This window comes from Phytobacter sp. SCO41 (assembly GCF_003073275.1).
Classification (GTDB): Bacteria; Pseudomonadota; Gammaproteobacteria; order Enterobacterales; family Enterobacteriaceae; genus Phytobacter; species Phytobacter diazotrophicus.
Window position 1 is genome coordinate 1,308,653 of sequence record NZ_CP027225.1, and the last position, 14,116, is coordinate 1,322,768.

The 14,116-nt window shown below is 50.1% G+C and carries 11 protein-coding genes, 1 tRNA gene, 1 rRNA gene and 1 other annotated feature; of the genes, 9 read left to right on the forward strand and 4 right to left on the reverse strand.

The features are described 5' to 3' along the window. Positions 1-5 precede the first annotated feature (5 nt). The 4 genes from C5523_RS06515 (at position 6) to C5523_RS06530 (ending at position 4,614) form a co-directional block, all read left to right on the forward strand. Positions 6-893 (forward strand): HNH endonuclease, encoded by an 888-nt coding sequence (locus C5523_RS06515; RefSeq protein WP_108700811.1) that lies wholly within the window; start codon positions 6-8, stop codon positions 891-893. Positions 894-1,472: 579 nt separating this feature from the next. Beyond that, complete coding sequence (aroF, locus tag C5523_RS06520) at positions 1,473-2,543, forward strand: 3-deoxy-7-phosphoheptulonate synthase AroF (protein ID WP_039077557.1); 1,071 nt, start codon at positions 1,473-1,475, stop codon at positions 2,541-2,543. A gap of 9 nt (positions 2,544-2,552) precedes the next feature. Next, positions 2,553-3,674 (forward strand): bifunctional chorismate mutase/prephenate dehydrogenase, encoded by a 1,122-nt coding sequence (gene tyrA, locus C5523_RS06525; protein ID WP_108700812.1) that lies wholly within the window; start codon positions 2,553-2,555, stop codon positions 3,672-3,674. A gap of 67 nt (positions 3,675-3,741) precedes the next feature. Next, positions 3,742-4,614, forward strand: a complete 873-nt coding sequence (locus C5523_RS06530) for an SMP-30/gluconolactonase/LRE family protein (protein ID WP_108700813.1) — start codon at positions 3,742-3,744, stop codon at positions 4,612-4,614. Here C5523_RS06530 and pheA read toward each other — a convergent pair. From pheA to bamD, 4 genes are all read right to left on the reverse strand, one after another. Then, positions 4,611-5,771, reverse strand: a complete 1,161-nt coding sequence (gene pheA / locus C5523_RS06535) for a bifunctional chorismate mutase/prephenate dehydratase (RefSeq protein ID WP_039077554.1) — start codon at positions 5,769-5,771, stop codon at positions 4,611-4,613. The two genes, C5523_RS06530 and pheA, sit on opposite strands and share 4 nt — an antisense overlap. 22 nt (positions 5,772-5,793) lie before the next feature. Continuing rightward, positions 5,794-5,919 (reverse strand) — a sequence feature (Phe leader region). Further along, entirely contained in the window at positions 5,871-5,918 is a 48-nt protein-coding gene (pheL, locus tag C5523_RS06540; protein ID WP_103245904.1) for a pheA operon leader peptide PheL, read from the reverse strand. (Overlaps the previous feature by 48 nt.) A gap of 104 nt (positions 5,920-6,023) precedes the next feature. Continuing rightward, complete coding sequence (raiA, locus tag C5523_RS06545) at positions 6,024-6,356, reverse strand: ribosome-associated translation inhibitor RaiA (RefSeq protein WP_039077553.1); 333 nt, start codon at positions 6,354-6,356, stop codon at positions 6,024-6,026. 266 nt (positions 6,357-6,622) lie between these two features. Further along, positions 6,623-7,360, reverse strand: coding sequence for an outer membrane protein assembly factor BamD (gene bamD / locus C5523_RS06550; protein ID WP_039077552.1), 738 nt, complete (start codon positions 7,358-7,360; stop codon positions 6,623-6,625). Positions 7,361-7,490: 130 nt separating this feature from the next. Between bamD and rluD the strand changes: the two genes are divergently transcribed. From rluD to C5523_RS06580, 5 genes are all read left to right on the forward strand, one after another. Next, positions 7,491-8,471 (forward strand): 23S rRNA pseudouridine(1911/1915/1917) synthase RluD, encoded by a 981-nt coding sequence (gene rluD, locus C5523_RS06555; RefSeq protein ID WP_039077551.1) that lies wholly within the window; start codon positions 7,491-7,493, stop codon positions 8,469-8,471. Continuing rightward, complete coding sequence (yfiH, locus tag C5523_RS06560) at positions 8,468-9,199, forward strand: purine nucleoside phosphorylase YfiH (RefSeq protein WP_039077550.1); 732 nt, start codon at positions 8,468-8,470, stop codon at positions 9,197-9,199. Before rluD ends, yfiH begins: the two co-directional genes overlap by 4 nt. 129 nt (positions 9,200-9,328) lie before the next feature. After that, positions 9,329-11,902 (forward strand): ATP-dependent chaperone ClpB, encoded by a 2,574-nt coding sequence (gene clpB, locus C5523_RS06565; RefSeq protein WP_039077549.1) that lies wholly within the window; start codon positions 9,329-9,331, stop codon positions 11,900-11,902. Positions 11,903-12,368: 466 nt separating this feature from the next. Continuing rightward, positions 12,369-13,910, forward strand: a 16S ribosomal RNA gene (locus C5523_RS06575). An 85-nt stretch (positions 13,911-13,995) separates the two neighbouring features. Continuing rightward, positions 13,996-14,071 (forward strand) — tRNA-Glu (locus C5523_RS06580). Positions 14,072-14,116 lie beyond the last annotated feature (45 nt).

The following is a 14,116-nucleotide window of genomic DNA, read 5'->3' on the forward strand; positions in this document are numbered from 1 at the left end:
GATAAATGGAATATACCTTTGATGATGTCTATAAATTATGTGTCTCTGGGAAAAGTCAAAAAAAGTTGACAAGTAATGATGTTTTTATTAATTCTTACTTAAGAGCTTGTCATCGTATTTTTTACATTTATGCTTCCTACGGGATTTATTATTTGTATAAAGATGTGTCAGAAAGTAATGGGTTTAATAAAAAGGCATTAATTTCTCTTTATCAAGATAAACTTGTTGGGAAAAAGCGTGCAGGACGATATTACTATGAGCTTTTGTTAAGCAGAACATATGAGGATAAATGCCAGATTTGTTTTCACGGAGAGGCTGAAACACTGGATCATTACTTGCCAAAAGACTTATACCCATCTCTTTCAATCTCACACTATAATCTTTATCCAGCATGCCATATCTGCAATGGTAAAAAAGGGGATTGGTTTCCATCAACACCAGAACAGCAACTTATTCATCCACAGTTCGATGATATTTATAAGGGTGATTGGTTACTAGCTAAGTTTGATGAATATAATCATCGTGTTGTGTTTATGATAAATACTATTAGATTTCATGAAAATACATGTGAATATAAAAGGCTAAAACTTCACCTTGAAAAACATGGGATAATACAAATATATGAAGGATTAGCAATGAGAAAAATTCAGGACATTGTCCGTACAGCGATATGCTATAGCCTACCTTTACAACAAGTTGTCTCCAGTGAGTTACAAATACTTTTTGACAATTTCAACAAACAAAAAGAGTCTAATTCGCTTTATACTTTTGAACACTGGAAATATGTTACGTGTAGGGCACTGTCACAGTCAGAGTTTTTTTTGAAAAATGGAAAGGATATATTTGGAACACAACATGCGTACCATGCACCCTCTCACCGATTCCGGGGATAAGTGGTAGGATGTCCATAATCTGTCCATGCAATACGTTTGCAATCGCATTTGGTTGCATGGGTATTACATGTAATTGACTGTTTTTAATTATAAATGTGTGGATGTAAATGGCTTCGACTAAAAGCGTCTTAACTAAGATTCGCTTTCGCGACATCCTGTTAGAAAGGGCTGGCCTGTGGGCTGGCCCTTTTTTTATGGTTTAAAAAGGGATAATGGAATTGCATTTACCCGTATGACCCGGAGTGGTAATGCTTATTCAAAGCCCCAGCATGATGTTCTTGCTCCCCCAATTCAGATAATGGCTTCGTCGTCGAACACCTGTGTAACGTCCATACGATGAATGCTTATTGCTTGCCCTGCATGGTACTTTTGCGCAAGCCTTTATATGCGCTCTTACAGACTCCTGGGAAATGGTATGTATTAAATTGTTTACATATTACTGCCGTGCGATGAGGATTAAAATTGATGTGTAAAGATAAATGTACGAATTTTGGATTGAATTCTTTACTGGTTGTGATATCGTGTCACCTCCTCACTGAGGAATAACTATCGCAAACGAGTCATACAGGATCACCAATCATGCAAAAAGACGCGCTGAATAACGTACACATTACCGACGAACAAGTTCTGATTACTCCGGATCAACTGAAAGCCGCTTTCCCGCTGAGTATTGCTCAGGAAGCGCAGATCGCGCAGTCCCGCCAGACGATTTCCAACATCATCGCCGGAGAAGATCCGCGTTTGTTGGTCGTTTGCGGCCCCTGCTCAATTCATGATCCAGAAACCGCACTTGAATATGCTCGTCGATTTAAAGCACTTGCCGCAGAGGTCAGCGATAGCCTCTATCTGGTGATGCGCGTCTATTTTGAAAAACCCCGTACCACCGTCGGCTGGAAAGGGTTGATTAACGATCCCCATATGGATGGCTCGTTTGATGTTGAGGCCGGGCTGAAAATTGCTCGCCAGTTATTGGTGGAACTGGTCAACATGGGGCTGCCGCTGGCAACCGAAGCGCTCGACCCGAATAGCCCGCAGTACCTGGGCGATCTGTTTAGCTGGTCCGCCATTGGTGCACGCACCACGGAATCACAAACCCACCGTGAAATGGCTTCCGGTTTATCAATGCCAGTGGGCTTCAAAAACGGTACCGACGGTAGCCTGGCAACAGCGATTAACGCGATGCGCGCTGCAGCAATGCCGCACCGTTTCGTCGGTATTAACCAGGCCGGCCAGGTCTGCCTGTTGCAAACGCAAGGCAACCCTGATGGTCACGTGATCTTGCGCGGTGGTAAAGCGCCAAACTACAGCCCTGCGGATGTTGCTCAGTGTGAAAAAGAGATGGAGCAGGCGGGACTCAAGCCAGCACTGATGGTAGATTGCAGCCATGGCAATTCGAATAAAGATTACCGCCGCCAGCCAGCAGTGGCTGAATCGGTTGTTGCGCAGATCAAAGACGGAAACCGTTCAATTATTGGCTTGATGATTGAAAGTAATATCCACGAAGGCAATCAATCATCCGAGCAGCCGCGTAGTGAAATGAAATACGGTGTATCAGTCACCGATGCTTGCATTAGCTGGGAAACCACTGAGGTGTTGCTGCGTGAAATCGGCAATGACTTGCGCAGTAGCCTTGCGGCACGTCTGGCTTAAGAGGGTGTTATGGTTGCAGAGCTGACCGCGTTACGCGATCAAATAGATGAAGTCGATAAAGCGTTGTTGGAACTACTGGCTCGCCGTATGTCGCTGGTTGCCGAAGTCGGTGAAGTAAAAAGCCAATACGGCCTGCCGATCTATGTTCCGGAACGCGAGGCCTCGATGCTGGCGTCCCGTCGTCAGGAAGCTGAAGCCCTGGGGGTGTCACCGGATTTGATTGAGGATGTTCTGCGTCGCGTTATGCGTGAATCCTATTCCAGTGAAAACGACAAGGGGTTCAAAACCCTCTGTCCTTCGCTACGACCGGTCGTACTTGTCGGCGGCAACGGGCAAATGGGGCAGTTGTTTGCCAAAATGCTGACGCTTTCTGGCTACCAGGTGCGTATTCTGGAAAAAGATGACTGGGCACAGGCGCAGGCAATTGTCGCTGATGCGGGCATGGTCATTGTGAGTGTTCCTATTCATATCACTGAAAAGGTGATCGCACAGTTACCGCCGTTACCGGACGACTGTATCCTTGTCGACCTGGCGTCAGTAAAAAGCGGGCCATTGCAGGCGATGCTGGAAGCACATAAAGGACCTGTCGTCGGTCTGCATCCGATGTTTGGCCCTGACAGCGGTAGCCTGGCGAAACAGGTTGTCGTATGGTGCGATGGTCGAAACCCGGATGCTTACCAGTGGTTCCTGGAGCAAATTCAGGTATGGGGTGCGCGCTTACATCGGATCAGCGCCGTAGAACATGACCAGAATATGGCGTTTATCCAGGCGTTACGCCACTTTGCCACTTTTGCATACGGGCTGCATCTGGCCGAAGAGAATGTACAGCTTGAGCAGTTACTGGCACTCTCGTCGCCTATTTATCGCCTTGAACTGGCGATGGTTGGCCGCTTGTTCGCGCAGGATCCACAACTCTATGCCGACATTATTATGTCTTCGGAAAATAACCTGGCACTTATAAAGCGCTACTACCAGCGTTTCGGCGAGGCGATTAGCCTGCTGGAGCACGGTGACAAGCAGGCGTTTATTGACAGCTTCCGTAAGGTAGAACACTGGTTTGGCGATTATGCTAAACGTTTCCAGAATGAAAGCCGCGTCTTGCTGCGTCAGGCGAATGACAGCCGCCAATAAATAAAAAGCCGTTTATACTGAAAAGCCAGTGGTATACCGCTGGCTTTTTTCTTTTTAAGGGACAGATATGGCTGAACCGCAACTGCTGTTTGATTACACCGGGCACCTCCCGGAATGCCCGACATGGAGTGAAGAGGAGCAGGCGCTCTGGTGGGCCGATATTCTTGAAGGCGAACTCCATCGTTATCATCCTGCTACCGGTGAGCACTCGGTGCTTTGTTTTCCCGAGGAGGTTGGCTGCTTCGCATTGAGAGAGAAGGGCGGTTTTATTGTCGCGATGCGCAACGCTATCTGGCTCGCCGATAAGCGAGGGTTGCTGGTACAAAAAGTGTGTGATAACCCGTCAAACCCGCAACTGGCGCGTTTTAACGACGGTGGCACCGATCACCTTGGCCGTTTCTATGCAGGGACATTCTGGGGGCCGGGCGATTACAACGGTGCGCTTCTGATGCGTATTGATAATGACCTTAAACCCAGGGTGATCCAATGCGATATTCAAGGCCATAACGGTCTGGCGTTCAGCCACGACAAGCAGTGGATGTTTACGTCTGATACACCAAACGGGGTTATCTATCGAACGCCGCTGGATGAGCAGGGGGAGGCTGGTGTGCGCGAAGTCTTCCGGCGATTTCAAGTCGGTGAAGGTATCCCGGACGGTGCGGCAATGGATGTTGAAGGCTGCTACTGGAGCGCAATGTTCGATGGCTGGCGTATTGCACGGTTTTCACCGCAGGGAGAGCAACTGGCAGAGTATCGCCTGCCGGTACGTTGCCCGACAATGGTCTGCTTTGGCGGAACCGATATGAAAACGCTGTTTATTACGACCACGCGGGAGAATATGGATGAGCAGGAGATAGCGGATTATCCTCTTTCGGGGGCGATCTTCACCCTGCCGGTTGAGGTGGCAGGAATGAAGAAATCACCGTTTATAGAATGTTAAGCCGGATCGACAGGTACGACGTTTTCACTGGGATAACAGCCGAGCACCTTAAGCGAGCGGGTAATGGATGTCAGCTCACGCAGGGCTTTTTGCACATCCAACGCGTGTAAGTTCGCCTGAATATCCAGGTAGAACATCTCTTCCCACGGGTTGCCGTGGATCGGGCGCGATTCCAGTTTGGTCATGATCAGGTTGTGATTACGCAGTACCAGTAATGCTTCAACCAGTGCACCGGCCTGTTGACCGGTTGCAATCAGCAGTGTGGTTTTGGCCGGGACCTGATCGGAGACATCAATCGCTTTGCGGGCAAGTACCACAAAGCGAGTGATATTCTGCGTTTGGTTTGCCAGATTGCGTTCCAGTACTTGTAATCCATACAATGCCCCGCCGGCTTCATTACCCAGTGCGGCCACATGCGGAGAGTTTTCCTGTGCCACACGTTCCATGGCGGAGGAGGTACTTTCGCAATATTCAATTTTCCAGTGCGGGTAGCGATTCAAAAACTGGCTACATTGTTGGAAAGGCTGCGGATGGCTGTAAACGGTCTGGATTTTATCCAGGTCGGTGGAACCGGATACCAGGACGCAGTGGTCAATTGGCACGGTCAGCTCACCCACAATCGACAGGCTGGTGTGTTGTAGCAAATCGTAAACGTCATTGATGGCCCCGGAACTGGTGTTTTCCAGTGGCACGACCGCGTAATCAGCCTGACCTGTTTCAACCTGATTAAAAATATCGTGAAATTTCAGACAGCCACTCTCAATAAATTGCTCGAAATGACGGGCGGCATACTGGCGCGCAGCCAGATGAGAGTACGAACCTTTCGGGCCGAGGAAAGCGATACGGGCAGAGTGTGGGTTAATTTTGTTGAGATGCTGCTGGAGCAGCGCCTGCTGGGTAAGAACGGAATCTTCGATAATAAGCTGGAACAGGCGAGTGATGTAATGGGCGTCGAGGTGATGCGTTTTACCTAATTGAATTAGACGTTCCAGCAGGTCACGTTCACGATCAATATCCCGAACAGGGCGGTGAGAAGCCAGTTTTGCTTTACCCACCTCAACCGCCAGTTGACGCCGCTCGGCCAACAGGGAAAGTAACTGCTCATCCAGGGCGCTTATTTTTACACGTAAATCCAGTAAAGGGTTATCCGCTGTCATGTTGTTGCCTTAATTGTTATCAATAAAAAAGGCCTCCCGGAGTGGGAGGCCTTGTTGTTCGTCTTCGCATTCTTTATCACAAAACGAATCGCCTCCCGGTCATGGGAAGGTAAAAAAGAATGCGAAGAAGAACGGAACATGTTTCATGAAAATTTCCTTTTGAGTGTCAGACTAAAGTACCTGTACTGTTTTCTCTCTGTCAATAAAAAACGCGCCCGAAGGCGCGTTGCTGATTAACTCAATGCTGTGAGGTTATTCTTCTTCAACGAAGTCCGCGTCTTTCACCGAGGTAGTGGCGCGACGCGCTTCACCCTTGTGCTGCACTTTATTGAGCTGCCGTTCCAGCTTGTTGATCAAATCGTTAATAGCGGTATACATATCTTCGTGTTTTGCGCTGGCGACCAGATGTCCGTTTGGCGTATTAATAGTGGCATCTGCAATGAAGCCCTGCGGTTCTTTCGACAGGATGATATGTGGATTAATAAGATGTGTTTGCCATTTTTCCAGTTTGGCGAGACGGTCTGCGACATGTTGGCGAATTGCTGGGGTGATTTCCATTTGTTTGCTGGTAATGTTCACTGTCATAAATTTTACCTCTTGTCTTTCCGTCTTGGTGATTCCAGCATACCTCGACCAATGTCAAAATGTGTGATTTAAATCACATTATTTTGTCACTTTTTGTCAAGGGAGATGTTTTGTGAGGCAGGACAGGAAGAGGGCAAATATTACTTGTCGAAGGCCGGAATACCCGTCATAGTTGATAGGATGACTTGAAGCTAAACCGCTTCAGCTCTGCCTTGCAGGCATAAAAAACGGCAGCTCGTGGCTGCCGTTTTGCGTTTTGGAATGACTCAACTACTGGAACCATTGCTGGCAATAATTTTTGCCACTTTATCGGCCTGAGCGGTCATCTGCATTTCACGGTAGGCATTTTCCATCAGCGGCAGCGCATCGCGCGTTGCTTTGGTATCCGGGAAGTCACGCATCATACCTTCAACACGATTCACCACTGCGACCCATGCGCCGCGTTTGGTGTAGTACTCCGCCACAGAGTACTCATACTTCGCGAGGCGGTCTTTCAGGAAAACCAGACGTTTGGTTGCATCGGTAACGTATTGACTACGCGGGTAGCCACGAACCAATTTAGAGAAATCTTTAAATGCTTCACGCGCATGTTGCGGATCGCGATCGCTGCGATCAACGCCAAAGAAACCCTGCAGAGCGCTGTCATCTAACGCCATATTAGTCAGACCACGCATATACATGACATAATCAATGTTAGGATGGGTTGGGTTCAGACGTATGAAACGGTCGATTGCGGCCTGAGCCAGCGGAAGATCGGCATTTTTGTAATAAGCGTAGATCAGATCCAGCTGCACCTGCTGCGAGTAAGGTCCAAACGGATAACGGTTATCCAACGCTTCCAGTTGCGTTATGGCTGCCTTCCAGTTACCGTCTTGCAGTTTTTGCTGGGCAGTCGCGTAGATTTCATTTGGCGGATTATCAGGCACCACTTCCTTTGAACCGGAGCAACCCGCCAAAGCCAGGCTCAACGTGGCGGCTGCCACCAGATATTTCATGCGCGTCATGACGATTAGACTTTCCTCAGAATGTGTATGCGGGAGATTGTCTTTCCTGCTCCCGACTAAGACCAGCTACAATAGCACACTATATTAAACGGCAAAGCCGTAAAACCCAACGTTAACGAAGAAGCTGTATATGGCACAACGAGTACAACTCACCGCAACGGTTACCGAAAATCAACTCGGTCAACGCTTAGATCAGGCTTTGGCCGAATTGTTCCCGGATTATTCGCGTTCGCGTATAAAAGAATGGATTCTCGACCAGAAAGTACTGGTCAACGGTAAAATGTGTGACAAACCCAAAGAAAAAGTGTTGGGTGGAGAAAGCGTTGCTATCAACGCTGAGATAGAAGAAGAGGCGCGTTTCGAACCGCAGGATATCCCGCTTAATATTGTCTATGAAGATGACGACATTATTGTTATTAACAAACCGCGTGATTTAGTGGTTCACCCGGGTGCCGGCAACCCCGACGGGACAGTGCTCAATGCGTTATTGCATTATTATCCCCCTATCGCGGATGTTCCGCGCGCCGGGATTGTTCACCGTCTGGACAAAGACACGACCGGTCTGATGGTGGTGGCAAAAACAGTCCCGGCACAGACGCGCCTGGTGGAATCTTTGCAACTGCGTGAGATAACTCGTGAATATGAAGCAGTGGCGATTGGTCATATGACATCAGGCGGTACGGTTGAAGAGCCTATTAGTCGCCACCCGACCAAACGTACGCATATGTCTGTACACCCGATGGGTAAACCTGCGGTGACGCACTATCGCATCATGGAACATTTCCGTATTCACACGCGCCTGCGTTTGCGTCTGGAAACGGGGCGTACCCACCAGATCCGCGTTCATATGGCGCACATCACGCATCCGTTGGTCGGTGACCAGCTCTACGGTGGTCGCCCGCGTCCGCCAAAAGGTGCGTCGGATGAATTTATTGCCGCGCTGCGTAAGTTCGATAGACAAGCGCTGCATGCAACGATGCTTCGCCTGTACCATCCAATCACTGGCATTGAGATGGAATGGCATGCGCCAATCCCGCAGGACATGATTGACCTGATTGACGCCATGCGTGCCGACTTCGAAACCCATAAGGATGATGTGGCCTGGTTATGACCAAACTGATTGTCCCTGAATGGCCGCTTCCCTCAGGCGTAGCGGCATGTAGCTCTACACGTATCGGCGGCGTGAGCCTGCCACCTTACGATTCGCTCAACCTGGGGGCGCACTGCGGTGATGACCTGACACATGTTGAAGAGAACCGTAAGCGAGCGTTTATGGCGGGAAATCTTCCGTCAAAACCGGTGTGGCTTGAACAGGTGCACGGTAAGGATGTCCTTAAACTTACCGGTGAACCATATGCCAGCAAGCGTGCCGATGCCTCGTACAGCAATTCGCCAGGGACAGTTTGTGCCGTAATGACCGCGGACTGTCTGCCCGTACTTTTTTGCAATCGCGCGGGTACAGAAGTGGCAGCGGCTCACGCGGGATGGCGTGGGCTTTGTGCGGGTGTACTGGAAGAGACCGTGAACTGCTTCGCTGATAAACCCGAAAATATTCTTGCCTGGCTGGGACCGGCTATTGGGCCCGATGCTTTCGAGGTTGGCCCGGAAGTGCGCGATGCTTTTATGGCAGTACAGTCTATTGCAGACAGTGCGTTTCGCCCGGCAGGGGAAAAATATTACGCGGATATCTACACCCTTGCGCGTCAGCGCCTGGCAAGCGTCGGCGTGACGCAAGTCTTCGGCGGCGATCGTTGCACTTTCAGCCAAAAGGATGATTTTTTCTCATATCGTCGGGACAAAAACACAGGCCGTATGGCAAGTTTCATTTGGCTGATATAACCTATCGAATCAAGACGATCCGGCACGTGTAACTTTCTTTTCGCATAATTCAGGTCATTCACCTTGAATAATTGAGGGATGACCTCATTTAATCTCCAGTAGCAATTTTGACCTGTTATGGGGGGAGTTATGCGTCTGGATCGTCTTACCAATAAATTCCAGCTTGCTCTTGCCGATGCCCAGTCGCTTGCACTGGGGCACGACAACCAATTCATCGAACCTCTTCATTTAATGAGCGCCTTGCTGAATCAGGAAGGGGGATCGGTACGTCCTTTATTAACCTCTGCTGGCGTGAACGCCGGGCAATTGCGTACGGCTATTGAGCAGGCGTTAAGCCGTTTGCCGCAGGTGGAGGGCACCGGCGGCGATGTGCAGCCTTCGCAAGACCTCATGCGAGTACTGAATCTCTGCGACAAGCTGGCGCAGAAAAGAGGGGACAACTTTATTTCGTCAGAGCTTTTTATTCTGGCGGCGCTTGAATCACGCGGCTCGCTTGCCGACCTGCTGAAATCAGCCGGTGCGACGACGGCAAATGTGACTCAGGCAATTGATCAAATGCGTGGAGGTGACAACGTGAACGATCAAGGGGCCGAAGACCAACGTCAGGCCTTGAAAAAATACACGGTCGATCTGACTGAGCGGGCTGAACAAGGCAAGCTCGATCCGGTTATCGGGCGTGATGAAGAAATTCGCCGTACCATCCAGGTACTGCAGCGTCGTACCAAAAACAACCCTGTTCTTATTGGTGAACCTGGTGTCGGTAAAACCGCCATTGTTGAAGGACTGGCACAGCGTATTGTTAACGGTGAAGTCCCGGAAGGTTTAAAAGGCCGTCGGGTATTGGCACTGGACATGGGGTCGCTGGTGGCCGGGGCGAAATACCGTGGTGAATTTGAAGAGCGCTTAAAAGGTGTGCTTAACGACCTCTCCAAACAGGAAGGTAACGTTATTCTCTTTATCGACGAGTTGCACACTATGGTGGGAGCGGGGAAAGCAGACGGTGCTATGGACGCCGGGAACATGCTGAAACCGGCGCTGGCACGTGGTGAGCTTCACTGCGTGGGGGCCACGACGCTTGATGAGTATCGCCAGTACATCGAAAAAGACGCGGCACTGGAACGTCGCTTCCAGAAAGTGTTTGTTGCTGAGCCTTCTGTTGAAGACACGATCGCGATCCTGCGTGGCCTGAAAGAACGCTACGAGCTGCATCATCACGTGCAGATCACTGACCCGGCTATCGTAGCGGCTGCAACTTTGTCGCACCGCTATATTGCTGATCGCCAGTTGCCGGATAAAGCGATTGACCTGATCGACGAAGCAGCGTCCAGCATTCGTATGCAGATCGACTCTAAGCCGGAAGAACTGGACAGACTCGATCGCCGTATTATCCAGCTTAAACTTGAACAGCAGGCGTTGCTGAAAGAATCGGATGATGCCAGTAAAAAACGTCTGGAGATGCTCAACGACGAGCTTTCAGATAAAGAACGGCAGTATTCCACATTAGAAGAAGAGTGGAAGGCTGAGAAAGCCTCGCTTTCCGGTACTCAGTCGATAAAGGCCGAACTTGAGCAGGCAAAAATTGCTATTGAGCAAGCGCGTCGTGTTGGTGACCTGGCGCGGATGTCTGAGCTGCAGTACGGCAAGATCCCGGAACTGGAAAAACAACTGGAAGCGGCCACTCAGTCTGAAGGTAAAACGATGCGTCTGTTACGTAATAAAGTGACGGATGCAGAAATTGCCGAAGTGTTGGCGCGCTGGACCGGTATTCCGGTTTCCAGAATGATGGAAGGCGAACGCGACAAACTGCTGCGTATGGAGCAAGAGCTGCATCAGCGTGTGATTGGCCAGGATGAAGCTGTTGAAGCTGTATCGAATGCCATCCGCCGTAGCCGCGCCGGGCTGTCCGATCCGAATCGGCCGATTGGTTCCTTCTTATTCCTTGGGCCGACCGGGGTAGGGAAAACCGAACTGTGCAAATCGCTGGCTAATTTTATGTTTGATAGTGATGACGCCATGGTGCGTATCGATATGTCTGAGTTTATGGAGAAACACTCGGTATCGCGTCTCGTCGGTGCTCCTCCGGGATATGTCGGATATGAAGAGGGGGGGTATCTGACCGAGGCGGTCCGCCGCCGTCCTTATTCCGTCATCTTGCTTGATGAGATCGAGAAAGCGCATCCGGATGTATTTAACATCCTGTTGCAGGTATTGGATGATGGCCGCCTGACCGATGGACAGGGGAGAACGGTAGACTTCCGTAACACGGTGGTCATCATGACCTCTAACCTTGGGTCGGATTTAATTCAGGAGCGGTTTGGCGAACTGGATTACGGCCATATGAAAGAGCTGGTGTTAGGTGTGGTCAGCCATAGCTTCCGTCCGGAATTCATCAACCGTATAGATGAAGTGGTTGTATTTCATCCGCTTGGTGAAAAACACATTGCTTCTATTGCTCAAATCCAGTTGCAGCGTTTGTACAAACGCCTGGAAGAGCGTGGGTATGAAGTCAACCTTTCCGATGAAGCTTTGAAACTGCTGAGCGAGAATGGTTTTGATCCGGTGTATGGTGCACGGCCTTTGAAACGTGCAATTCAGCAGCAGATTGAAAACCCGCTGGCGCAGCAAATTTTGTCTGGCGAACTTTTACCGGGCAAAACAATTCAATTAGTTGTGAAAGATGATCGGATTGTGGCAGTGCAGTAAGTCACAAAACAGCAAAAACGAGCCTCCAGGGGCTCGTTTTTGTTTAAAAACCAGGCAAGAATTGCCTCTCAACATCTGTTTTGCCTGGAAAGTGAGCAAACGATATTTTTTTTGAATTTTATACTTGTCACTTCCTAAGAACTCCCTATAATGCGCCTCCACTGACACGGAACAACGGCAAACAAGCCGCCGGGTCAGCGGGGTTCTCAGGCGAATGCCGGTGAGAATTCCGCAGAGAAAAGTGAAAATAAACACTTGACTCTGCAGCGGGAAAGCGTAATATGCACACCCCGCGCCGCAGCGAAAAACGAAGCGGCACTGCTCTTTAACAATTTATCAGACAATCTGTGTGGGCACTCAAAGTGACATGGATTCTTAACGTCCTCGGACGATAAATGAATACCAAGTCTCATAGAGTGAACACGTAATTCATTACGAAGTTTAATTCTACGAGCATCAAACTTTTAAATTGAAGAGTTTGATCATGGCTCAGATTGAACGCTGGCGGCAGGCCTAACACATGCAAGTCGAACGGTAGCACAGAGGAGCTTGCTCCTTGGGTGACGAGTGGCGGACGGGTGAGTAATGTCTGGGAAACTGCCCGATGGAGGGGGATAACTACTGGAAACGGTAGCTAATACCGCATAATGTCGCAAGACCAAAGAGGGGGACCTTCGGGCCTCTTGCCATCGGATGTGCCCAGATGGGATTAGCTTGTTGGTGAGGTAATGGCTCACCAAGGCGACGATCCCTAGCTGGTCTGAGAGGATGACCAGCCACACTGGAACTGAGACACGGTCCAGACTCCTACGGGAGGCAGCAGTGGGGAATATTGCACAATGGGCGCAAGCCTGATGCAGCCATGCCGCGTGTGTGAAGAAGGCCTTCGGGTTGTAAAGCACTTTCAGCGGGGAGGAAGGCAGTACGGTTAATAACCGTGTTGATTGACGTTACCCGCAGAAGAAGCACCGGCTAACTCCGTGCCAGCAGCCGCGGTAATACGGAGGGTGCAAGCGTTAATCGGAATTACTGGGCGTAAAGCGCACGCAGGCGGTCTGTCAAGTCGGATGTGAAATCCCCGGGCTCAACCTGGGAACTGCATTCGAAACTGGCAGGCTTGAGTCTTGTAGAGGGGGGTAGAATTCCAGGTGTAGCGGTGAAATGCGTAGAGATCTGGAGGAATACCGGTGGCGAAGGCGGCCCCCTGGACAAAGACTGACGCTCAGGTGCGAAAGCGTGGGGAGCAAACAGGATTAGATACCCTGGTAGTCCACGCCGTAAACGATGTCGACTTGGAGGTTGTGCCCTTGAGGCGTGGCTTCCGGAGCTAACGCGTTAAGTCGACCGCCTGGGGAGTACGGCCGCAAGGTTAAAACTCAAATGAATTGACGGGGGCCCGCACAAGCGGTGGAGCATGTGGTTTAATTCGATGCAACGCGAAGAACCTTACCTGGTCTTGACATCCACGGAATTCGGCAGAGATGCCTTAGTGCCTTCGGGAACCGTGAGACAGGTGCTGCATGGCTGTCGTCAGCTCGTGTTGTGAAATGTTGGGTTAAGTCCCGCAACGAGCGCAACCCTTATCCTTTGTTGCCAGCGGTCCGGCCGGGAACTCAAAGGAGACTGCCAGTGATAAACTGGAGGAAGGTGGGGATGACGTCAAGTCATCATGGCCCTTACGACCAGGGCTACACACGTGCTACAATGGCATATACAAAGAGAAGCGACCTCGCGAGAGCAAGCGGACCTCATAAAGTATGTCGTAGTCCGGATTGGAGTCTGCAACTCGACTCCATGAAGTCGGAATCGCTAGTAATCGTGGATCAGAATGCCACGGTGAATACGTTCCCGGGCCTTGTACACACCGCCCGTCACACCATGGGAGTGGGTTGCAAAAGAAGTAGGTAGCTTAACCTTCGGGAGGGCGCTTACCACTTTGTGATTCATGACTGGGGTGAAGTCGTAACAAGGTAACCGTAGGGGAACCTGCGGTTGGATCACCTCCTTACCTTAAAGAACCTGCCTTTGTAGTGCTCACACAGATTGTCTGATGAAAAGTAAAAAGCAAGGCGTCTTGCGAGTGAGACTTAAGTGTCCCCTTCGTCTAGAGGCCCAGGACACCGCCCTTTCACGGCGGTAACAGGGGTTCGAATCCCCTAGGGGACGCCACTTGCGCGGTAATGTGTGAAAGGCGTTGCCACCGATATCTCAAAA

What these genes read in the sequence shown, in the direction of transcription:
- C5523_RS06530 (WP_108700813.1), top strand. Translation starts at nt 3,742, where the DNA reads ATGGCTGAACCGCAACTGCTGTTTGATTACACCGGGCACCTCCCGGAA.
- aroF (WP_039077557.1), top strand. Translation starts at nt 1,473, where the DNA reads ATGCAAAAAGACGCGCTGAATAACGTACACATTACCGACGAACAAGTT.
- rluD (WP_039077551.1), top strand. Translation starts at nt 7,491, where the DNA reads ATGGCACAACGAGTACAACTCACCGCAACGGTTACCGAAAATCAACTC.
- bamD (WP_039077552.1), bottom strand. Translation starts at nt 7,360, where the DNA reads ATGACGCGCATGAAATATCTGGTGGCAGCCGCCACGTTGAGCCTGGCT.
- raiA (WP_039077553.1), bottom strand. Translation starts at nt 6,356, where the DNA reads ATGACAGTGAACATTACCAGCAAACAAATGGAAATCACCCCAGCAATT.
- clpB (WP_039077549.1), top strand. Translation starts at nt 9,329, where the DNA reads ATGCGTCTGGATCGTCTTACCAATAAATTCCAGCTTGCTCTTGCCGAT.
- pheA (WP_039077554.1), bottom strand. Translation starts at nt 5,771, where the DNA reads ATGACAGCGGATAACCCTTTACTGGATTTACGTGTAAAAATAAGCGCC.
- yfiH (WP_039077550.1), top strand. Translation starts at nt 8,468, where the DNA reads ATGACCAAACTGATTGTCCCTGAATGGCCGCTTCCCTCAGGCGTAGCG.
- C5523_RS06515 (WP_108700811.1), top strand. Translation starts at nt 6, where the DNA reads ATGGAATATACCTTTGATGATGTCTATAAATTATGTGTCTCTGGGAAA.
- tyrA (WP_108700812.1), top strand. Translation starts at nt 2,553, where the DNA reads ATGGTTGCAGAGCTGACCGCGTTACGCGATCAAATAGATGAAGTCGAT.